General features: G+C 64.8%; 15 protein-coding genes and 1 pseudogene. 8 read left to right on the forward strand and 8 right to left on the reverse strand.

The window, feature by feature from the left end; genetic code table 11:
• Positions 1-8 precede the first annotated feature (8 nt).
• From ML01_RS29190 to ML01_RS22180, 4 genes are all read left to right on the forward strand, one after another.
• Entirely contained in the window at positions 9-725 is a 717-nt protein-coding gene (locus tag ML01_RS29190) for a hypothetical protein (RefSeq protein WP_162268081.1), read from the forward strand.
• The gene (locus ML01_RS22170) at positions 722-2212 is read left to right on the forward strand and encodes an MOP flippase family protein (RefSeq protein ID WP_058557577.1); all 1491 of its coding nucleotides are present in this window, start codon (positions 722-724) and stop codon (positions 2210-2212) included. Before ML01_RS29190 ends, ML01_RS22170 begins: the two co-directional genes overlap by 4 nt.
• 196 nt (positions 2213-2408) lie before the next feature.
• A complete protein-coding gene (locus ML01_RS22175; protein WP_058557578.1) occupies positions 2409-3404 on the forward strand; it encodes a class I SAM-dependent methyltransferase in 996 nt (331 codons plus the stop codon).
• 134 nt (positions 3405-3538) lie between these two features.
• The gene (locus ML01_RS22180; RefSeq protein ID WP_058557579.1) at positions 3539-4366 is read left to right on the forward strand and encodes a class I SAM-dependent methyltransferase; all 828 of its coding nucleotides are present in this window, start codon (positions 3539-3541) and stop codon (positions 4364-4366) included.
• On the opposite strand, the gene ML01_RS22185 is transcribed toward ML01_RS22180, so the two are convergent.
• The 3 genes from ML01_RS22185 to ML01_RS22195 form a co-directional block, all read right to left on the reverse strand.
• Entirely contained in the window at positions 4325-5248 is a 924-nt protein-coding gene (locus tag ML01_RS22185) for an NAD(P)-dependent oxidoreductase (protein WP_162268082.1), read from the reverse strand. The genes ML01_RS22180 and ML01_RS22185 overlap by 42 nt on opposite strands.
• Entirely contained in the window at positions 5236-5976 is a 741-nt protein-coding gene (locus ML01_RS22190) for a phosphoadenylyl-sulfate reductase (RefSeq protein ID WP_082674552.1), read from the reverse strand. The genes ML01_RS22185 and ML01_RS22190 overlap by 13 nt, the downstream gene beginning before the upstream one ends.
• 264 nt (positions 5977-6240) lie before the next feature.
• A complete protein-coding gene (locus tag ML01_RS22195) occupies positions 6241-9858 on the reverse strand; it encodes a S8 family serine peptidase (protein ID WP_058557581.1) in 3618 nt (1205 codons plus the stop codon).
• Between the two features lie 974 nt (positions 9859-10832).
• Here ML01_RS22195 and ML01_RS22200 point away from each other — a divergent pair.
• Entirely contained in the window at positions 10833-11228 is a 396-nt protein-coding gene (locus tag ML01_RS22200) for a hypothetical protein (RefSeq protein WP_058557582.1), read from the forward strand.
• Positions 11229-11500: 272 nt separating this feature from the next.
• Positions 11501-11812, forward strand: a complete 312-nt coding sequence (locus ML01_RS22205; protein ID WP_058557583.1) for a hypothetical protein — start codon at positions 11501-11503, stop codon at positions 11810-11812.
• A gap of 212 nt (positions 11813-12024) precedes the next feature.
• Here the strand turns inward: ML01_RS22205 and ML01_RS31480 are convergent.
• From ML01_RS31480 to ML01_RS22220, 5 genes and pseudogenes are all read right to left on the reverse strand, one after another.
• Positions 12025-12147, reverse strand: a pseudogene (locus ML01_RS31480) (hypothetical protein); the annotation flags it as partial.
• Between the two features lie 437 nt (positions 12148-12584).
• Positions 12585-12977, reverse strand: coding sequence for a hypothetical protein (locus tag ML01_RS22210; protein ID WP_058557584.1), 393 nt, complete (start codon positions 12975-12977; stop codon positions 12585-12587).
• Positions 12959-13336, reverse strand: a complete 378-nt coding sequence (locus ML01_RS29200) for a hypothetical protein (protein WP_156427915.1) — start codon at positions 13334-13336, stop codon at positions 12959-12961. Before ML01_RS29200 ends, ML01_RS22210 begins: the two co-directional genes overlap by 19 nt.
• Before the next feature lie 1154 nt (positions 13337-14490).
• Complete coding sequence (locus ML01_RS22215; RefSeq protein ID WP_058557585.1) at positions 14491-14691, reverse strand: DUF2283 domain-containing protein; 201 nt, start codon at positions 14689-14691, stop codon at positions 14491-14493.
• An 817-nt stretch (positions 14692-15508) separates the two neighbouring features.
• On the reverse strand, positions 15509-19363 hold the full coding sequence (locus ML01_RS22220; RefSeq protein ID WP_058557586.1) for an autotransporter-associated beta strand repeat-containing protein: 3855 nt from the start codon (positions 19361-19363) through the stop codon (positions 15509-15511).
• A gap of 1171 nt (positions 19364-20534) precedes the next feature.
• Between ML01_RS22220 and ML01_RS22225 the strand changes: the two genes are divergently transcribed.
• Together ML01_RS22225 and ML01_RS22230 are read left to right on the forward strand one after the other, a co-directional pair.
• A complete protein-coding gene (locus tag ML01_RS22225; RefSeq protein WP_058557587.1) occupies positions 20535-21044 on the forward strand; it encodes a hypothetical protein in 510 nt (169 codons plus the stop codon).
• A gap of 3 nt (positions 21045-21047) precedes the next feature.
• Positions 21048-21356, forward strand: coding sequence for a nucleotidyltransferase domain-containing protein (locus ML01_RS22230; protein ID WP_058557588.1), 309 nt, complete (start codon positions 21048-21050; stop codon positions 21354-21356).
• Positions 21357-21631: the final 275 nt, after the last annotated feature.

Here is a 21631-nt window from a genome sequence, read left to right on the forward strand (position 1 = left end):
CTAGGGTCTTGCTCCGGGTGCTGCGGCTGCTGCCGGGCGCGATGTTCCAACTCGTCCTCACGCATCTGCCGGCAGAGGCCGGCGTCCTGCTGCGCCGAGCCTACTACACGCCTAGGTTTGCGTCGTGCGGACGGGATCTCACGATCCTGCCCGGTGTCGTATTGACCGGGCTGGATCAGATGGCGTTTGGCGATAATGTAATGATCCGCGAAAATGCGATCCTCCACGCGGGCAGCGGGGCCCGGGACGACCCCCGGGATATCCGGTGTGTCGGTCCATCGCCCGCTGCGGGAGAGCCCCAGCTCGTGGTCGGCAACGATTCGCGCATCGCCTTTGCCGCACTGCTGCTCGCCTATGGCGGCGTGCGCATCGGCGAGAAGTGCGGTGTCGGCCCCGGTTCTGTCGTCCTGTCCGAGTCGTATCACCATAAGGGGTCGGACCCAAACCGGATCTACAAGTACTCGCAGGGCGCCCGGCCGGAGGAGCAATGCGTCCTGCGCGGCATGGTGCGTCTGGAGAATGGCGCAGGCATCGCTTCCAACGTCATCGTGCTGCCGGGTGCGCACGTCGGACGGGATAGCTGGGTCGGCCCGAACAGCGTTGTGCGTGTCGGCGGACGGGTGCCCCGCGACGTAATTGCCAAGGGCGACCCGGCCGCGGTTGTCTTCAAGCGCACATATGGCAGGGCCGACGGAGGGCCGGCCAAGCCCACCCCGCGACCGTGACCCTGTTCCGGCGCGCCGCCGTCGGCGTGAAGTGGACCAGCCTGTCGGCCGGAATCCTCGGCGTGCTGCAAGTCGCACAGCTGCTGATCATGGCCCGCTTGCTGGATCCGACCGACTTTGGCCTGATCGCCCTCGCGGCGGTCGTGATGCAAGCCGGCGGAACGCTCGCGAACGCCGGCATCAGCAACGCGCTGATCTACAAGCAAGAGGCGGACCCAGACCGGCTTTCGACGCTCTACGTCTTAACCGCAGCACTCGGGTTGGTGCTGTTTCTGGCCGTGCTTACATGCGCCGGGATCATTGCAGAGCTGTTCCGGGAGCCCAAGCTCGGTCCGGTTCTTCGCTGGTCCGCGCTGGCCTTGCTGTTCTCGCCGTTCGGCCAGCAGTTCGCGGTTCTGCTGCAAAAGGAAATGGACTTCTCAACCCTGGCGCGCATCGAGATCGCCACGGCCGGCTTGGGCTTGCTGCTGGCGGTTGTTGCGGCCTTGGCCGGTGCCGGCGTCTATGCGCTGGTATTTGCTGCGCTCGCCGGCAACGTCTTGCGCACGGTTTGGCTCGTCCGCATCGGTTGGCGGCGCTGGCCACCGCGCCTGCATTTCCGCCTGCGAGATCTCCGCGGCTATTGGCGATTCGGTGCATTCCAGTGGGCCGAACAGCTCCTGGGCCTGCTCACGACGAACTTAGACAAGATCCTCGTTGGGGGTTTGCTCGGCAGCCATGCGCTTGGCATTTACAACGTCGCCTATCGCCTCATGTCCGTACCCTACGCGCTGTTCAACGCCGTGGTCACGCGCGTTGCGTTTCCGGCATTTGCAGAGATACAGAACGACCCGGCCCGCGTGCGCAATGCATTTGTCGACCTTGTTCGCATTACCGCGATCGTAATGCTGCCCGTCTACTTCGGCCTGTTCGTGACGGCAGACCAGTTGTTCGCGCTGCTCGGTCCGCAATGGCACGGCGCGTCACCGCTGCTGCGGGCTTTCGCCGTGCTCGGCATGTTCTACAGCATCGGCAGCCCCTTCGGCAGCTTGCTGATTGCGCTCGGCCGCGCGGACATCAGTTTTGCCATGAACGTGTTGCGACTGACGTTGTTCACCGTCGCCGTTCCGATCGGTATCCTGTTCGGTGCCGTGGGCGCGGCTTGGGCGGTCACGCTGGCGATTGCGCTCGTGATGTTCCCCATCGGTATCTGGATACGATGGCGGTTGATTCGACTGCCTATGCGCCCCTACTTCGACGCCATTTTGCGCGCCGCAACCGCAGGCGCGATCATGGCGTGGGCTGTCCAGCACTTACAAGCAACGCAGTCAGACTCCTGGATACCCGCAGCTCAACTTGGTGCAAGCGTGGCCCTCGGCCTCATCGCGTACGTGCTGCTCATATCCATCATCGAGGGGCGAACCTTGTTTGCGCTCTTGAGGCGAATCCGCGCTCACAAGGAGCGGGCGCGGAAAGCAATTCCTGGCACCGGCACACTCGCCAACTGAGTGTTCATCAAGGCCGGAAGCATCGCCCTGGGATTTCGGGCCGTGCACGGCGGACGCCGCAACCTCTGGCAAGTGCTTGCTTTCACTTTCGACTTCCGAGTAACCATTCAGCATGTTGCCGAGAAACGCCACCCACCGTCGCGCGCCACCAGCCTGGAGCCGACCCGAGCTCCGCGTCGCCCACGGCATTCCCACGATGATTTCGGAGGAAGAGCAGCAGTACCTCAACTGGCTCGGCTCGTGCTACTGGACGGGAGCAGGCGCAATCGTGGAGCTTGGCCCATGGCTAGGCGGCAGCAGTTACTGCCTCGCCACAGGCATGGCTGCCAATCGCCATCGCGGCAACCATCGCCTCCACTGTTTTGACAACTTCATCTGGCGGCCGTTCATGGCTCAGCGCGCACCCATCACGCTTGAGAACGGCGCTTCGTTTGAGGCGTATTTCCGGGCGAATCTGCAGGATTACGCGGAGCTACTATCGGTCCATCGGGTATCGATCCCGGACGACGTCAATCACCAGGATCACTGGGCCAAGACCAATCGGGATACACACCCGACCCTGCCATTAATAAGCTGGACGCGCGAATTGCCCGTCGAGATACTCTTTATTGATGGCGCCAAGTCATGGGATGGTTTTCGATACGTATTGGCCGAATTCGCTCGCAGCCTGTTGCCCGGCACAACGTTGCTCGTGATGCAGGATTACAAGGACTGGGCGGCCTATTGGATCCCGGCGATATTGGAGATCATCGGCGAAAAGATCGAGATCGTCCATCTGTTGTCGAGCAACACCGTGAGTTTCCGTCTCGCCCAGCCCATCAATGCAGACGACGTGGCAAGAATTCCGCTTTTTGATCAGGTTACGCTTGCCGAGGCCGAGACGCTTATCGCTCAAGCAAGTTCCCGTCTCGCCGCGTTGGGGGATGCCGAAGGGGCATTGATCGTGTCTTTGACCGTCGTGCGTCTGAGTTTACACAAGGGAAATACGGACGCAGCCGTTTCCGCTTTTCGCCGCGTTGAATCCCGCTGGCCGCTATGCACCAACAGGGCCGCCTTAGAAGCAACCAGGGAATGGCTCGGGGAACAGGGACTCGGTGGTCTGTTACCGTCATGGCGCTCCCGCAGCCACGCATTGCTGACCAAGCTTGGTCATCGCGTACGCGCGTTGATTCGACGCATCGCCAAACAGTGATCTAGCCGCAAGATGTGACTGGCCCCGCGCTCCTACGCCTTGGGTACGTATCACTCTCGTTTCAGCTCGCGCCTTTAAGCTTGCCCATCGTTCTCACCACAGTGGCGTGAAGGATGAGTCCTAGGTTCAGCAGCATGCACGTGAGGTTCCGAATGTTTGCCAGGTCACCGACTTCGCCTGTCAATCGAAGCTATCGAAGCTACCTTGATCTTTTCCCGCGTTCTCACCCAGCCTGGCAGGCACGCAAGATCAGCGCGCGCGCACTGCGGGCGCACGGCGAACAACTCTTCTCCGGTCGTCTGCTTGACATCGGCTGCGGCAACAAGAGCAAGGCGCTGCTGCTCGGCGACCTGGTGAGCGAGTACGTGGGCCTCGATCACAAGGATTCGCAGCACGAGCAGACCGACGTTGATCTGTTCGGGACGGCCTATGACATACCGGTGCCTGACGACAGCTTCGACTGCATCTTATGCACGGCCGTGCTGGAACATCTGGAAGAACCCGCGGACGCCTTGGCGGAGGCCTATCGTGTGCTGAAGCCCGGCGGTGTGGCGATGTACACGGTACCGCTGTTCTGGCACGTGCACGAGGCTCCGCGCGACTTTTTCCGCTATACGCGCTTCGGTCTGGAGCATCTGTTCGGGAAAGTCGGTTTCGATATCAAGGAAATCACCGCCCTATCCGGTTTCCTTACAACCTTCAGCGCCGAGACGGGATATTATCTGCAACGCTTTCGGCGAGGCCTTGTACGTCCGATCGTGGACTTGCTGGTGCGTGCCGGCACCGGCCTCTGCGCACGACTAGATCAGGGATACTGCGCGATGAGTCCTTTACGTGGCTCTACATCGTCGTGGTCCGCAAGCCCGGTGGCGACGGCACCAAGTAACCGGTATCCGCGGGAGCTGCGCCACTTGTCCGCTTTAGCGCGCAGTCAGTGCGAGGCGTGCGCTGATATCGCCTAGCCCTGCCGCAAGATCGGTTGTCGGCAGGTTCAGCCGGTTGTTCAGTGTGCTGCCAAGGGCAATGGAAAGGTGGCGAGGCTCAATGTGCTGATTCAGGCGGAGCGTTTGACAGTGCGGGTAAAGCTTTCGGATCTCCGTCTCGACCTGGCCAATGCTCGCGTTGACCTCCGCAAGATTGTAAACACCCGGGGTGGGAGTCAGGACTAATCGGCTTAGGGTCTCGATTAGGGTTCCTATGTGGATAAAGGCACGCACCTGATCACCATCGCCTTCGATGGTCAAGGGCTCGCCTAGGTGCGCGGCAACCAGCATGCGATTGATCACTGCATCGAATCGCATCGCGGCGCCAAAGCCATAAACGTTGCCGCAACGCAGGATGGAGACCGCCATGCGTTCCATCAGCCTGCGGCACTGCCCTTCCGCGCGCAGCTTGCTCGCCCCGTAGTAGGACTTCGGGTTCGGTGGAGTGTGCTCGGTAACCGGCGCATCCGCATAGCCGTAGACGGCCGCACTGCTGAGAAAGATCAGATGCCCGACCCCCGTATCTTCCAGCGCGGCCACCAGTTCCGCTGTGCCCCAATGGTTGACCTGCTCGAAGATGTGCACGCCCTCGTCCGAGTATGGCGTGGTGACGCGCGCGGCCAAATGGCACACGACGTCGACGCCGGCCAGGGCCATGCGCAGCCGCCGCAGATCGAGTATATCGCCGCGAATGAGGCGGATCGGAACTGCATTCGCCGGGCCCGGGAACAGCAGGATGTTGTGGTTGCCTCGACTGAGGTTGTCGTAGACCAGGATCTCTTCGATTTCCGGCTGGGCGGACAGCCGCCGCACGAAATCAAGCCCGACGTAACCGGCGCCGCCGGTGATCATGACTCGCATGCTGAATCTCCTGCGATCGCCGCGAGACGCTTGAACTTGGCGCCCAACCCGGCGCCCGGCGGCGCTGCCGCCAAGTCTGTATGCAGCCCGCATTCTTTCTTCTCCAAGCCTTGCCAGCGACCTCCGCGGGCATGGTCGCGGTCTTGCGGGCGCCGCGTGCATGGTTCACAGCCGATGCTGCGATAACCGGAGGCATCCAGCGGGTGGCTCGGCAGGGCGTGCAAGCCGCTGTAAGCCTCGATGTCCGCGGCGGTCCAATGCAATAGAGGGTGATAGCGCAGCACGCCATACGGGCCTTGCTGCTCCGCCAGCATCGCCTTGCGGACCGCGGTCTGATCCGCGCGGATGCCGCTGACCCAGACATCATGGCGGGCCACTATCGGCTCCATTGGCAGCACCTTGTTGAGATGGCAACAGCTATCCGGATCGCTGGCGAACAACAGATGGCCGTCCGCGCCAAGCTGACGGATCTTCGGCGTGGCGGGACGCACGGTGACAACGTCAAGCCCGAACAGATCGGCAAGATGATCGCGGAACGCGAGCGTCTCCGGGAACAGATAGCCCGTATCCATGAAGTACACGGGTATGCGCGGAGCGATCCCGCTCAGGATGTGCAGCAGAGGGACGCTTTGGGATTGAAACGACGACGATGCGAAGACGGATAGCCCACGCGCCCGATAGTCTCGCAGTCGGGCCGCGATGGGGGCGATATCGGGGAACTGATGCACGTTTCAGGGCCAAGACGCGAAGGGAACCAGCCAGCGAGCTTACGCGCCCCTCACGCCCGACGGAAGCCCCGGCGGCCGACGCCGAGTGCTGCCCGCTTTTGCTGCGTCCCGCGAGACGATGCATGTTCGCGCCTCGCGACGGCGGCCGGCGGAAGGGACGGCCGAGCACACAGGCGCGGCGATTCGGCACGTTCGCGTGGCGCCGGCAGCAAGCCTCCCGGGCGTTGCAGCCGCCCGGGAAGTCGCGGTGGGCTCGGCTTCTGCTCAGAGCCCACTCACCTGCACGTCGTCGTAGAAGCCCGGGTTGTTGGAGAAGGAGTACAGCGCCACCGTGCCACCATCGAGCGCCCCGTCGGTTGCACTGAGCACGTTCACGTCGTCCACGAAGACATCGATTTGCTCACCCTGTACGCGGATCTCGATGTCGTACCAGCGCCCCGCCTCATAGGCCACATTGTCGCGCTGCGCCAGCACCGTGCCGACGCCGTTCACCACCTTCGTGATCCGCTGCAACGCCGCCGATCCGGCCCACATGAACTGGTAATAGTTGTCGTCATTCTGCAGCCGGAACAGCAGACCCAGCGGATTGCTGTGATCCGAGCGGATGCGCGCCGAGAGCCGATAATCGCCCCAGCCATAACCGCCGTCATAGCGCAGGAAGGTGCCCGGGTTGACCGGGAACTGGCCTTGCGTGCGGATGGTGCTGCGCTGCGTCACGACCCCGGACTCAACCGCCCATTGCGACGGGCCATACTCGATACCTTGGTCTACGACGGTCCAGCCGTCGAAGCTCCCGTCGTTGAAGTCGTCTGTCAGCGTTGCCGCCGGACTGACGATCAGGTCGACGCTCCCGACTACGTTGCTTGTGCCGTCCGATACCGTCACGGCGAGCGTCACCGTGCGCGTGCTGCTCACCGCGGGGGCCGTGTAGACGGGGGTCGGCGAGCTTGCATCGCTGAGACTGCCGTCGCCGGCACCGACCGACCATTGAAAACTCAACTGATCACTCGACGCCAGCGAGGGGACCGTCGCCAGCACCACGGCGAGCTGGCTTGTCTCTCCGTTCGAGAGCTCGGCCGGCGTCGCGGTCACACTGCTGATCACCGGCGCTTGGTACTCGCCGCCGCCGAGCAGCTCCACCTGCACGTCGTCGTAGAAGCCCGGGTTGTTGGAGAAGGAGTACAGCGCCACCGTGCCACCATCGAGCGCCCCGTCGGTTGCACTGAGCACGTTCACGTCGTCCACGAAGACATCGATTTGCTCACCCTGTACGCGGATCTCGATGTCGTACCAGCGCCCCGCCTCATAGGCCACATTATTGCGCTGCGCCAGCACCGTGCCGACGCCGTTCACCACCTTCGTGATCCGCTGCAACGCCGCCGATCCGGCCCACATGAACTGGTAATAGTTGTCGTCATTCTGCAGCCGGAACAGCAGACCCAGCGGATTGCTGTGATCCGAGCGGATGCGCGCCGAGAGCCGATAATCGCCCCAGCCATAACCGCCGTCATAGCGCAGGAAGGTGCCCGGGTTGACCGGGAACTGGCCTTGCGTGCGGATGGTGCTGCGCTGCGTCACGACCCCGGACTCGACCGCCCATCGCGACGGGCCAAACTCGATACCTTGGTCTACGACGGTCCAACCCACGAGAGACCCGCTCGCGAAATCGGCGTCCAGCATGATAGGGGTGTACGCACCGACCGAGATGAGCAAGGGAACTGTCGTGTCGGCGAGCCCTGTTGCACAGGTGATTTCCGCGGTAAGGGGGAACTCGCCCTCGGCCGTCGGCTCGCCCGCAATGACCCCGGTCGCACCGTCGAGCAACAGCCCATCGGGAAGCGCGCCTTGCGTAATCTCCCAGCCGCACGGAGGCTGCCCCCCAATCGACGCGAGCTGCGCGAAGTAGGGCCTCCCCACATTTCCTGACGGCAGGCCCAAGGTCGTCGCCTCAACCTGCGCAGGACCCATGTAATCGAAGCGGAGCGCATCGACGATCACGGCTCCCCCGGCATTGTCACCGATCGCAACGTAGCCGGACTGTCCGGCGTCGAAGACGTGCGTTCCGATCCATTGCCATGAGTCTGCGGCAACGAATTGGAAATCCGTCGCCGTGCCGCTGCCGCTGTGCATGCTGACCTCGACACTCGTTGCCACAGGCGAGTACGCGTAGACGTCATAGAAACCTGGGCGCGGGAATACGGGCTTGAAGCAGACTCGCTTATCACCGCCGACCGCCATTGCGGAATGTGCCCGTCCCCCGTACGCAGATGTGTCGGAGATCAGCGCGAATGATCCACTGACCACCGAAACTGACGAACTTGCGGCCTCGCAGCTCGTCGCGGTCGGCAGGTTTGAGGCTCCCCCCAACGACGGCACGTCGGTGTCTACGAGCACCCGAATGGGAGCCTCCGGTTCCAAGGACCGAAGAGCCGCGTCAACCATGATCCGACCGACGTCGTGGTCTGCGCCTGTCACCGGCATACCGGTGCGCTGCAGCGCAGCAATAATGCTCTCTACGCCGACCTGAATGCCGAGTGCATCGGCCTTCTCGCGGAGCAGCGCCACGGCACCGGCCACATGCGGCGCGGCCATCGAGGTCCCGCTCATCCAGCCCAGGCCGCCGCCGGGCATCGCGGAGCGGACGCTCGCGCCCGGTGCGTGCAGGGTCATGGCGGGCGTCTCGTTGGAGAAGCTGGAGATCTGGTCGTTGTCGTTCGTGGAGCCGACGCTGATGACCGTGGAGATGCAGCCCGGGGCGCTCATGCCGGTGGAGCTGCCGTTGTTGCCGGCGGCGACGACGGTGGCGATGCCGACGGCGCGCAGGTCGTCGACGACGAGCTTGATGGACCCCTTCGCGCTGTCGCATTGGGCGGTTGTGGTGTACATGCCGCCGCCGAGGCTCATGTTGACGGCGGCGATGTCGCGGGTCGTGGACAGCTTGAGCACGTGCTCCAGGCCGCGGATGATGTCGGAGTCGTAGGCGCCGACCGCGTCGTAAATGCCGTCGCGCGGGTTGCTGTAGTCCACGCCGATGAAGACGTTGATGGGGATGATGTTGGCACCGGGGGCGACGCCGATCTCGGCGCCGTTGCCGGCGGCGATGCCCGCGACATGCGTGCCGTGCGCGCACTTGGAGCCACAGGGCTCGGCGGCACCGACGCCGCAGGCGGAGTCCGAGATCTGCGCGCCGTTCGCCGTGGTGCACTTGGGCAGCCCGGTCGGGCACAGGGAATGGTCGTTGGCGTAGTAGGGGTCGGAGAAACACGCGGCGGTGTCTGCTGCCACGCGGCCGGCGAGCATGGGATGATCCGTGTCCACGCCGGTGTCGATGATGGCGATGTCGTAGCCCGCGCCGTCCCAGCCGAGCTGATGGGCGATGTTTGCGCCGATCACCGGCAGGGTCGAGGCCAAGGTGGTCTCGTTGAAGTCGTCGATGGCGATGTCCGCCACCGCGGGGGATGCCGCCAGCTCGTCGAGCATGGCGGCGTCGGCGTCGATGGTGACGAACGGGAAGTAGGTGAAGCGCTCCGCTAGATTCTGCCCGAGGTTGTGGCGCAGCATGAAGGCGTCCTGCGCCCGCGCGACGGCGCTGCGTCGGGCGGCCAATACGCTGCTTCTGCTCGCGGGCTGGCCACGGCGCGCGCGGTCGCGGGCCGCGAGGGCGCGCTCCAGCGGCGCCAGGGCGTCGTCACCGGCCAATTGGACGATGACGCGGACGTTACCGGTCTGCTCGACGGCGTCGTGCAGGGCCTCTAGCCGGGCAGCTCTGTCTGCCGCCGCGTCTGCTGCTGCGGTGTCGCCGGCGAGGGCGACTCCGGTGCACAACATGAAGGAGAATAATCCCAGAAGTGTCTGGGCGATCGGTTTGCGCTGCGCGTTCATCTGGTTTCTCCCGTCTAGCGGTCTGGTCCTTTCAGAGTGTCCCAGTGTAGGGGATGTTCTTAGGGTCGCGGGAAACAGGAGTCACCGCTGCGAACGCTGTCACAGCGCCGGGCGTATTGTTCTGGCCGTGGCTGAAACTGTGATGCCGGTTGCGGGATTTCCGCTGGGGTGCGCCGATGGGGTTGGGCGCGCCGTGTGGGAGGGGCTTCCAGCCCCGAGGGCTTGAGGGCGTTGGCCGACGAGGTTCAGAAGAGCCGTCGACGCGAGCTGCGTGGCTGGGTTCCGGCTGGGTCGCGGCTAAAGCCGCTCCCACGGGCCACGCGCCCGGCCCGGCGCCGGCGCTGCGGGAGCGGCTCTAGCCGCGACAGCGTGCGCCCGGCGCCCGTGACTTGCGATGCTTCGACAACGCAAGCTTGTGTAGCGCCAGCGCGGCCGGATCGCGGCTAAAGCCGCTCCCACGGACCGTGCCCGGCCCAACGCCAGCGCTGTGGGAGCGGCTTTAGCCGCGACAGCGTGAGCCCGGCGCCCGCAACTTGCGACGCGTCAACAACACAAGCTTGTGCAGCGCCAGCGCGGCCGCATCGCGGCTAAAGCCGCTCCCACGGGCCACGCGCGCGGCCCGGCGCCAGCGCTGTGGGAGCGGCTTTAGCCGCGACAGCGTGAGCCCGGCGCCCGTGACTTGCGACGCTTCGACAACGCAAGCTTGTGTAGCGCCATCACGGCCGGATCGCGGCTAAAGCCGCTCCCACGGGCCACGCACGCGGCCCGGCGCCGGCGCTGTGGGAGCGGCTTTAGCCGCGACAGCGTGAGCCCGGCGCCCGTGGCTTGCGACGCGTCGACAACGCAAGCTTGTGTAGCGCCATCACGGCCGGATCGCGGCTAAAGCCGCTCCCACGGGCCGTGCCCGGCACGCCTTTTTTCAACACGTAACGCAGTTGCTATACTGCCGAGGAAGCAACCCACCCGGAGCTGCCGTGGCCCTTACGCAGGAAGACATCGCGTTCATCAAGACGCACATGGCCGAGTGGCTGACCGAGCAGAGCTTGGGCAAGCCCGCCGCGGTCTATGAGATCGAGCTGCGCGAGCGGATGGTGCGTGTGGAGGAAGAGCTGAAGCACCAGCGCGAGCTGATGCGGGAGGGCTTTGCGCAGGTCGAGCGCCGCTTGGAGCAGATCGACAAGCGCTTCGATCAGGTCGACAAGCGCTTCGAGCAGATTGACAAGCGCTTGGAGCAGATCGACAGGCGCTTCGAGCAGGTCGACAGCCGGTTCGACGAGATGATCCGGCGCCACGACCGCCATTTTCTGTGGCTGATTGGCTTCATTACGTCGGTCGGTGCGCTGATTATCGCGGCCGGTAAGTTCTGGTGACCGCAGACGATACGGCCCGGCTCGGTCGCGGCTAAAGCCGCTCCCACGGGCCACGCGCGCGGCCCGACGCCAGCGCTGTGGGAGCGGCTTTAGCCGCGACAGCGTGAGCCCGGCGCCCGTGACTTGCGACGCGTCGACAACGCAAGGCTTGTGTAGCTCCAGCGCGGCCCCATCGCGGCTAAAGCCGCTCCCACGGGCTGTGCGCGGCACGCCTTTTTGCAACACGTAACGCAGTTGCTATACTGCCGAGGACGCAACGATCCGGAGCTGCCGTGGCCCTTTCGCAGGAAGACATCGCGTTCATCAAGACGCACATGGCCGAGTGGCTGACCGAGCAGAGCTTGGGCAAGCCCGCCGCGGTCTATGAGACTGAGCTGCGCGAGCGGATGGTGCGTGTGGAGGAAGAGCTGAAGCACCAGCGCGAGCTGATGCAGCAGGGCTTTGAGCGGGTCGACAAGCGCTTCGAGCAGGTGGACAGCCGGTTCGACGAGATGATCCGGCGCCACGACCGGCATTTTCTGTGGCTGATTGGCTTCATTACGTCGGTCGGTGCGCTGATTATCGCGGCCGGTAAGTTCTGGTGACTGCTGCGGCGCTGTGGGAGGGGCTTCCAGCCCCGATGGCGTGAGCGTGTTGGCTGCCGTGGTTCAGAATCGCCAACGCAAGCTGCGCGGCTCGGTCGCGGCTAACGGCCATGGCGACCAGCGCCACCCCGCAAGATGAAAGGCGCTGCTCGCCATGGCCGTTTCCCTCACCCCGGCCCTCTCCCAGAGGGAGAGGGAGATTAAGGAGCGCGCTACGCGCGACTTTCATGGTAAAGCCGCTCCCACGGGGCTCGGTGCACGCCGATGACGCAATCGTTCTCGTCGAAGTCCAGAATGACGCCGGGCCGGACTTCTTCTGGCTCGATGATCACGCCGGATTGGAGGCGGACTTAGGCGATTTCCCGATTCGCTCCTACCGTACCCTCGATAGCGTGCCCGTCACACCGCCCGCGGCGTCAACACCCCTCGTGACACCGCTCCCGCGGTGTCACGCGGTCTGCGGCGCTCTGCGCCCACCGAGCTTGAGGCGGACACCAAAAGTTGCCTCTGTGGAGCGGCGCAGAGCGCCAAGAGGCCGTGACACCGCAGGAGCGGTGTCACGAGCGGACCGCGGCCTGCGCGGCTCGGTCGCGGCTAAAGCCGCTCCCACGGGGCTAGGTGCGTCGCGCAGGGTTTTCGGCTGACCGGCTGATGCGAAAGCCTTGATCATTGTGCCGGACACGTCCCACGCCACACGCAAGTGGTCCGCACATGACGATTGGGCACGGAATGATCTAGCCGACTTATGATCGGCGCCATCATCCGAGTGCCCTCACGCGGCAGCTTCGACGTGTAGGCGCTGGCAGGTAATCACGTAAGCTTGATCAGCTTCATACTGTAACAACTCCATATCGTGCATCACATGCAGATCATGTTCCAGGCTTAGCCTGTCGAGGAGGTGATCAAGCATGGGATCACCCTCGTCGAGTACCCGCGGCCCGCCAATGAGGTCCGCGAGATAGCCGCCCGCGCCATTGCTCAGCGCATCCGCCAAGATTTCGTACGCGTCGGCTGGTCGCTCAGCGAGCCAAGGCGCGGATACCAACAGATCCCAGCTCCACAGTCTATCCGGGAAATGGAAAAGACCGAACAGCCTGAACGGACCATATTGCTTGGAAAGCTGTTGTTCCAATTGCTGGAAATGCTCTAGGGTTTGTTTATCCATAGTGCCTCCAGGAAGACCTTGGTTCGTGTCAGCATGGTTCGGGCTTTGTCCTCTGACTGCACGTCGGGAGCACCGTAGCGTAACTTCGGATTCCAATCCCGTATCCCGGCCCAGGTTCCGGTCATCTGTTCGCGAACTTGGCGCTCAATTCCAGAGAGACGAAGCAACATGTCTAGATCATGCGTTCGAAATGAAGACAAGGCCTCGAATTCCCTATTCGTCTCAGGATACTCCAACCAGTCCAGCGTCTCACAGATGCGCTCTTTCAACGCGATCTCGACGACGTAACCGCACAGATAGTACGCGCCTTTCCATCTTTGATGACGAAGCAACACCTCGGCATCGGCGAGGGTTTCCATGGCAATTGTGCGTAACGTCCGGCGGCTAATCATGCGCGACCCAGCGTTGAAGCGTTAGAATTAACCCCGCAATAGCTCCGGCCTTAAGTGCTGCGGGCCGACGAATGCGCCCCAATCGAGCGTCGGTTGCCACGCTGATCAGAGCATATCGAGCAGCTTGCGGGCTTCGTACCTCTGTCCAAGATAGTCGATTAAATCTACCGCGGCCAGTGCTTCGCGTACCGGGCGCCGGCTGCCGGCACTGCTTGCATCCACACTTCGCAGGCGTGCTATACGACCCCACAGAGTGAGCGCGTTCGCCGCGAGCTAAAACGCACCGACAACGCAAGCTGCACTGCTCTATCGCGGCTAAAGCCGCTCCCACGAGGCCCCGCGCGCGGCGCGACTGCCGCGCTGTGGGAGGGGCTTTAGCCCCGACAGCGTGAGTGCGTCAACCACGAGGTACGACGCACCGCCGCCGCAAGCTGCACGGCTCGATCGCGGCTAAAGCCGCTCCCACGGGCCCCGCGCGCGGCGCGACTGCCGCGCTGTGGGAGGGGCTCTAGCCCCCACAGCGTGAGTGCGTCAACCGCGAGGTACAACGCACCTCCGACAGGAGTTGCGCCGCTGGTTCGCGGCGATCGCGGCTAAAGCCGCTCCCACGGGCCACGCGCGCGGCCCGGCGCAGGCGCTGTGGGAGGGGCTTCAGCCCCGACTGCGCGAGCGCGTAAACCGCGAGGTACAACGCACCACCGGCAAGAGTTGCGCCGCTGGTTCGCGGCGATCGCGGCTAAAGCCGCTCCCACGGGCCGCGCGCGCGGCTCGGCTGCCGCGCTGTGGGAGGGGCTTCCAGCCCCGATGGCGTGAGCGTGTTGGCTGCCGTGGTTCAGAATCGCCAACGCAAGCTGCGCGGCTCGGTCGCGGCTAAAGCCGCTCCCACGGGGCTCGGTGCGTCGCGCAGGGTTTTCGGCTGACCGGCTGATGCGATGGCTTTGATCATTGTGCCGGCCAGGTCGCATGCCACACGCAAAGCGGTCCGCACAGCGGACCCCACGGCGCTCTAGCCGCCACGTCGCACGCCAAACGCAAGCGGTCCGCACAGCGGACCGGACCGTGGTGGCTGGAACGATGAATGCGAAGCCGGGCCTTACCGGGGAAACGGCGAAAATCCCACCTCAGTCATGCTCGAATTGCAACACCGTGAGGTCTTCGCTGCTGGCGCGCTCGGAAACCCGTAAGAACTCGACGCCGATAACGCGATCGTTCTCGTCGAAGTCCAGAATGACGCCGGGCCGGACTTCTTCGGACTCAATGATCGCGCCGGATTGGAGGCGGAAGTAGAGTGCATCGTCGTCTTTGTCGAGCTTGACTTTCATCGCGATTTCCTCAGTCTGCGATCGAAAAACACCGTCACGCAAGTCTGATAGCTGCCGGCATCACTGATGACGACGCGCAGCCATCGATGGCCATGCTCAGGGATTTGCTTGAGATAATGGCGGGTACCGTCTGGCCGGTCCTCTGTTCGATCGGATCACTCACTGCTCGTTCTGCCCACTCGAGAGCGATTCCCCGCTCATTGAGCATCTGCCGGCAGTGGGCACTAAAATCCATAGACCAGCGTTGACTCTGGAACGATCACTCGTAATGGAACAAGCGCCCGCCACGGCCGCCGAACCCCACACCGCGGCAACTGCATCGCTTGTCCCGATCTACTTGGTGCCAACATAGCCGATTGCTCTGGCCGCTGCTAGCGCTTGGCATGCCGGTCGCCGTCGCGGCTAAAGCCGCGCTGTGGGGGCGGCTTTAGCCGCGACAGCGTGAGCCCGGCGCCCATGACTTGCTACGCGTCGACAACGCAACCTTGTGTAGCGCCAGCGGGGCCGGATCGCGGCTAACGGCCATGGCGACCAGCGCCACCCCGCAGGATGAAAGGCGCCGCTCGCCATGGCCGTTGCCCTCACCCCGGCCCTCTCCCAGAGGGAGAGGGAGATTAAGGAGCGCGCCGCGCGCGACTTTCATGGTAAAGCCGCTCCCACGGGCCGCGGGCGGCTCGGCTGCCGTGCTGTGGGCGGGGCGTCCAGCCCGACATGCCGTGGCAGGAGCTCGCCACTACAGAACGAAAAACCCCCGTCGGGGACGGGGGTCTCAAGTCGCAAGAGCGACTGGGGCGGCGTCGTGCCGCCCCAACCGATGTCACGCCGTCTTTGCGCCCCGCGTGCGTCCGCGGGCGCCGGCCCAGACCAGGATACCCAGACCGATCAGCGCCAAGGGTGTCGGTGCCGGTATATCCGATCGCGTCACAAACACGGCGATGTTGTTGCTGCTGGCACCGTCGTCGTAGTCGTAGTCGATCTGGTACTCCCAGCCGCTGCTGATGTTGATCTCAAAGAACTCCGCTGTGGGCAGGGTGTCGTATTCCGCCAACACCAGCCAGTCCAAGAATGGTGTCGCAAGCACCACCAGGTCCAGCGTGGCGGAGGTGATATCGAACGCGCCGTTCACGTCGATGAAGTCGATCTGGGTGTCGGATATCTCCGTCTCCAGCGTACCGTTAAGGGTCAGATTGCCGTCGAAGGCCATCGAGCCGATGGAGCTCCCAGGGGCCACGGTGGCGCCGCTCTCGACGACGATGTCGCCCGTTACCAGACCGTTGCCGACCAAGGACTGGCCGGATTTAATCCGGAAGGCGTCGCTATCGAAGCTGCTGCCACCGGTGACATCCTCAACAGCCAAGGTGCCGCCCGCAAGCTTGAAGATGGCATCGCCGTCAATGTTGGCGGCGTCCGCAAGGGCCAACACGCCGCCTTGGGAGACGATCTCGTTGGCGTTGGTGATCGTGGCGTCCGAAACCGTCCACTCGCCATCGCCATCCTTGACGATGCTGCTGGCGTCCGCGGTCGTCATGGAGAGGCTCTCGACAGTGCCGTTGCCGGCGCCGCCGAGGTTCAGGATCTCGTCACCGCCCGAGAGGCTGCTGACAACGCCGCCGTCAAGGTTCAGCGTGCCGCTCTCGGAATCGATGCGGAACTGCTCCCCGCCGACCGGGTCGGAATCCACCAGGTTCACCGCAGCCGTGATGCTGTTCGCATCTGCGACGTTCGAGAGCTGGACGCTTCCGGTGTCGGTGGCGTAAAGGTTGAACACCTCATCAACCGAGATGCCCCCTTGCAGCTCGACCCGACCGGACTCCTTGACGTCGGTATCGCCTACCGTTGAACCCAGCGCAGCAGCGTTCTGGATGTTTAGCGCGCCATCCTCTACGGTGGTCAGGCCGTCGAAGGTGTTGGTCCCTGTGAGCGTTTGGGTACCGCTGCCGGTCTTGGTCAGCGCCAGGGTGCCGTCGCCCCCGCTGCCGTCGCCGTCGCGCAGCGTGCCGGTGAAAGACTGGCTCGTGTCGGTGTCGATGGTCAGCGTGTTGGTGCCATTGCCGGCGTCGTCGTCGTTCTGCACGATGCCGCTGCCGGTGAGGCTGGTCATCGTGGCGTCATCGCCGTTCAGGCTGACGATACCCTCAACATCGTAGCCGCCGGATTGGCTCGCGGAGATGTTGGAGCCGGTCTGGGTCAAGGCACCGTCGGGACCCACGGTGACGGTGTTGGACGTGGTGAGCCCGGTGGCGAGGTCGAGCGTACCACCGGTGACATCGACCGTCCCGATGGTCTTGGCGGTGTTGGACAGCGTGGCCAGACCGCCGGAGACGTTCAGGTTGTCAACGTCGCTGAGCGCGCCCGAGAAATCCCAGCTCGCGGCACTGACGTTGAGGTTCGTCGTCGCATCGGTGTCCATGTTCACGGCGCCGGAGACAACGCCCTCGCCGTCCGCACCACCGCCGAAGTTGAGGTTCTGCTCGGCGGCCGCGGCTCCGGTGCCGTTGATTTCGGCGGCGATGGTGAAGACGCCCGTGCCGGTGGTGGTGTTGGTGGTGATATTGAAGTGCGCAGGATCGTCCCCGTCGCCGTCGGCCAGTGTGATGGAGCCGGATGCGTCGATCTCGGAGCTGCTGGCGCCCGTCGCATCCAGGTGGGCGGTGGTGGCGTCGGCGCGGGCTTCCAGCGTGAAGGGCTCGCTCGTGGTCACGCCCGCCAGCTCGACGGTGCCGCCGGCGTAGGCGATGGTGGTGCCGCCGCTGGTGTCGCCGAGGGCGGTGTTGCTGGCGGCGATGAGGCGGCCGCCTTCGACAAGCGTGTCGCCGGTGTAGGTGTTGTTGCCGGAGAGCGTTTGACTGCCGCTGCTGCGCTTGGTCAGCGCCAGGGTGCCGTCGCCCCCGCTGCCGTCGCCGTCGCGCAGCGTGCCGGTGAAAGACTGGCTCGTGTCGGTGTCGATGGTCAGCGTGTTGGTGCCATTGCCGGCGTCGTCGTCGTTCTGCACGATGCCGCTGCCGGTGAGGCTGGTCATCGTGGCGTCATCGCCGTTCAGGCTGACGATACCCTCAACATCGTAGCCGCCGGATTGGCTCGCGGAGATGTTGGAGCCGGTCTGGGTCAAGGCACCGCCGGGGCCCACGCTGACGGTGTTGGACGTGGTGAGCCCGGTGGCGAGGTCGAGCGTACCACCGGTGACATCGACCGTCCCGATGGTCTTGGCGGTGTTGGACAGCGTGGCCAGACCGCCGGAGACGTTCAGGTTGTCAACATCATTGAGCGCGCCAGAGAAGTCCCAGCTCGCGGCACTGACGTTGAGGTTCGTCGTCGCATCGGTGTCCATGTTCACGGCGCCGGAGACAACGCCCTCGCCGTCCGCACCACCGCCGAAGTTGAGGTTCTGCTCGGCGGCCGCGGCTCCGGTGCCGTTGATTTCGGCGGCGATGGTGAAGACGCCCGTGCCGGTGGTGGTGTTGGTGGTGATATTGAAGTGCGCAGGATCGTCCCCGTCGCCGTCGGCCAGCGTGATGGAGCCGGATGCGTCGATCTCGGAACTGCTGGCGCCCGTCGCGTCCAGGTGCGCAGTGCTGTCGTCGACGCGGGCTTCCAGCGTGAAGGGCTCGCTGGTGGTCGCGCCAGCCAGCTCGACGGTGCCGCCGGCGCTGTCGATGGTCGTGCCGCCGCTGGTGTCGCCGAGGGCGGTGGCACTGGCGGCGATGAGGCGGCCACCCTGCACGGTGGTCTCGCCCTCGTAGGTGTTGTCGCCCGCGAAGGTCTGCGAACCGCTGCCCGTCTTTGTGATACCGAACTGCGAGCCGCTGATACCGCCGCTAAACACGGTTGTGCCGTCGCCGTCGATGGTGAGCGTGGAGGCAGTGTTGCCATTGGTGACTGTGCCACCGCCGGTCAGGCCGTTGATCGACGCATCGGTGCTTGCGGTTGCCTCACCGGCGCCGGTGCGGAGCTGCAGCGTGCCGGCCACGTTAACGACGCCGGAGCCCGCGCTCGACAACGCACCGGAGACACTTTGGCGCAGTATCGCGCCACTCTCGACCGTCAGGTTACCCGTGTAATCGTTGGTCGCATCGCGGAAGACGACTGTGCCCCCGGCACCTTGAATCGCCCGCACCGTGATGCCGCCCGAGCCGCGGAGTCGCGCGCCCATATCGATGGTGCGGTTGGCCTGGCTCCCGTTGATCTCGAGGCCGCCCGCGAGCACGGTTACGACACCGTTGAGTGTCTGAGACGTGTCGCTGGAAACGGAGAGGCGGCCGTTGTTTGCCCGCAGATCGTCCACGGTTACAGCTGCGCCCGCACCGCCGCCGGACAGCAGAACCATGACTCCGGTCGCCCCGCCCGCACCGCCGCCGATGGTCAAGGACTTGCCGGCAAAGGTTTCCGGCGTGCTGACCCGAGGTGTACGCAGGAGGTACCCATTGGAGTTGTAGTCGTCGTCGGCGTTCGGGTGATTAGGGTCGTTGGCTCCTCCGGCGCCCCAGCTATTGGTCGTCGTCGTGAAGGAGGACTCGTTGGGGCCATCGGCTCCCTGCAGAAAGATCTCCGCCGCGTTCGCACGGACACCGACGGCGCCCGCCAGGACCGCGCTGATCGCGACGGCTAGGGATGCCCGACGCGCCGCTGGCGCCGGTGCTGTGTACGTACCCTGGGTCATGGTCAGGAGTCGCATCGCTCAAGCTCCGTGGTCACAAAAATTACTGAAGTTTCTTAACGTGTAGCACGTGCCGCGACGGGCCTAGGGCACTGGCACGCCGCCGGGCGGCGTCTCCCTCGTCGCGACGGAATCACTCGCGTCACTTCTGCTTCCGGCAGTTCCTAAAGAAGGCTTTGGTCCGCCGCGATCCTGTGCTTGCTGGAGATCTCGCGGCGCAAGCCTGGCCGCCGTACCGGGGGCCGCCGGAAGCGGATTCTTTACACCTGCTCCGCCGATCGGATTTCCCCCTAAAGCATGCAAAGGGAATGCCATATCCTGCTGGGCCCTTTGAATCATGCGCTTACAGCAACACATCGAACTCACCCGCCGCGCGGGCTCCGAGACTGTAAAAAATCCTGACACTCTGGCAGGCATATGGCGCACGCAGGGGCTTCGCAGCCCGCCGGCAGCGCCGGGGCAGTGCTTGCCGGCGGCCAAAGACAGACAATAACTTGTTTCTGTTCATTGACTTGCGCGGACCAGATCCGGGTGTCGTGAAATTTTACAGTCGTCGATCACGGACCTAGCCTGCGGGCGACGATGTACTCGAGAGCGTGCCAGCGTCGGTCTGGCCCGGCGGTCACGGCTCCGGGCCGCTGATGCCTTATCTGCCCGACAGTAACGCACTCCACCGGCAGACCGAGGCCGACCTGATCGCAAGATGGGCGCGAGCTTACCCAGCGCACGGGCTTTCTGCTACCCCCGCGTAAGGGTCAAGACCGCACACTGCCCCGACTGTCGGCGTTGTCGACTCGGCGGTGCCGAGAGATCGGCAGCCTGCTGTGCGGGCAGCGCCCTCGGCTCGGACCGCGTCGCGTCCTCGGCGCCGGGTCCGGCACAGGCTTAGCGGGGGTGTCAGGATTCTGTACAGTACGCGGCGGACGCCGAGCGGTGCGGCTTGTGCACGCGGTTGCGAGCCGCGACCCTGGCGCCGGCGCCGGCTTCTGAGCTGCTGTCGCGGCTGCGGCCACCTCGGCGCGCAGTCGACGAAACGCCCGAACGCGGAACCAAGCATTTCGCGACTGCTATCCTCTGCGAGGCAACGTCGGCGGCGACCGGCCGGCACGATGGCCGCGGCCTGCGGTGACGCGTGGCGGATGCAGTTGGCCAGCATGCTTTGCAGCCCCCAGCGACGCCGAACCGGGCCATGACGGAACCAGCGCAATCGTACGATCCGAAGCTCGCGGCCCTGTTCGTCGCCAACCTGCGCGAAGCCATTCGGGTGGCCGAGAACCTGAAGACCTCGCTGAGGCGCACCGCATACCTGTTGCCGCTGGACGGCACCCGGCTTGAGCAGCTTGACGACGAAGGCAAGGAACGCCTGGATGCGTTTCGGGTGCGGTTCGCAGACCTGCAGGATCTGCTCGCCGGCAAGGTGTTTCGCAGTCTGTTGCTGCTGGAAGAGGAGCAGCCCGGCTCGCAGCTCGATGTCCTCAACGCGATGGAGAAGCGGGGCATCATCGCGTCGTTTCAGGCATGGAAACGGTTGCGGGAGGTGCGCGACGCCTTCATGCGCGACTATCCTGAGCACGCGAGCGAGCGCGCCGAGGCGCTGACCCTCGCCGTCGGCGGCGCCCGGGAGTTGCTGGGCGTGCTGAGCACCACGGCGAGCTACGCGGCGGAGCGGGTGGGCTTGTCCCTGCCGCCCCGTGCTTAAGCCATGAGACTGGACCCGGCCACCATCCCTGCGCTGCTGCGAGCCGTGCGCGAGCGCTTTGGCGACGAGGCCGAGGTGTGGCTGTTCGGCTCCCGCGCCGACGACTGCCAGCGCGGCGGGGACATCGACCTGTACATCGAAACGGACGTGGAGCAAGGCATCGTTGCGCGCCGCTCGGACCTGCGGCGCGAGCTGGAAGCGGTCTTCGGCGAGCAGAAGATCGACATCGCCGTACGGCCGCGCAGCCGCCCGCCGCACCCGTTGCACGAGATCGCGCGCGAGCGCGGGGTGCTGCTGCGCGACGGGGCATAGCTCGCGCACGGGCGCTGTGGGAGCGGCTCGCGCAGGTGCGCCGTGGGAGCGGCTTCAGCCGCGCTCTTTCTTCCCGCCCGCCGCAGTCGTCGCGGCTAAAGCCGCTCCCACGGGGCCTGTCTCGCGCACGGGCGCCGTGGGAGCGGCTTTAGCCGCGCTCTTTCTTCCCGCCCGCCGCAGTCGTCGCGGCTAAAGCCGCTCCCACGGGGCGAGGCTCTCGCACGGGCGCCGTGGGAGCGGCTTTTAGCCGCGCTCTTTTCTTCCCGCCCGCCGCA

It is taken from the genome of Thiohalocapsa sp. ML1 (assembly GCF_001469165.1).
GTDB lineage: Bacteria > Pseudomonadota > Gammaproteobacteria > Chromatiales > Chromatiaceae > Thiohalocapsa.

Coding starts and splice junctions, on each gene's coding strand:
- ML01_RS22175 (WP_058557578.1), top strand. CDS start 2,409: ATGATTTCGGAGGAAGAGCAGCAGTACCTCAACTGGCTCGGCTCGTGC.
- ML01_RS22180 (WP_058557579.1), top strand. CDS start 3,539: ATGCACGTGAGGTTCCGAATGTTTGCCAGGTCACCGACTTCGCCTGTC.
- ML01_RS22185 (WP_162268082.1), bottom strand. CDS start 5,248: ATGCGAGTCATGATCACCGGCGGCGCCGGTTACGTCGGGCTTGATTTC.
- ML01_RS22195 (WP_058557581.1), bottom strand. CDS start 9,858: ATGAACGCGCAGCGCAAACCGATCGCCCAGACACTTCTGGGATTATTC.
- ML01_RS22210 (WP_058557584.1), bottom strand. CDS start 12,977: ATGGATAAACAAACCCTAGAGCATTTCCAGCAATTGGAACAACAGCTT.
- ML01_RS29200 (WP_156427915.1), bottom strand. CDS start 13,336: ATGGAAACCCTCGCCGATGCCGAGGTGTTGCTTCGTCATCAAAGATGG.
- ML01_RS22215 (WP_058557585.1), bottom strand. CDS start 14,691: ATGAAAGTCAAGCTCGACAAAGACGACGATGCACTCTACTTCCGCCTC.
- ML01_RS22220 (WP_058557586.1), bottom strand. CDS start 19,363: ATGCGACTCCTGACCATGACCCAGGGTACGTACACAGCACCGGCGCCA.
- ML01_RS22225 (WP_058557587.1), top strand. CDS start 20,535: ATGACGGAACCAGCGCAATCGTACGATCCGAAGCTCGCGGCCCTGTTC.
- ML01_RS22230 (WP_058557588.1), top strand. CDS start 21,048: ATGAGACTGGACCCGGCCACCATCCCTGCGCTGCTGCGAGCCGTGCGC.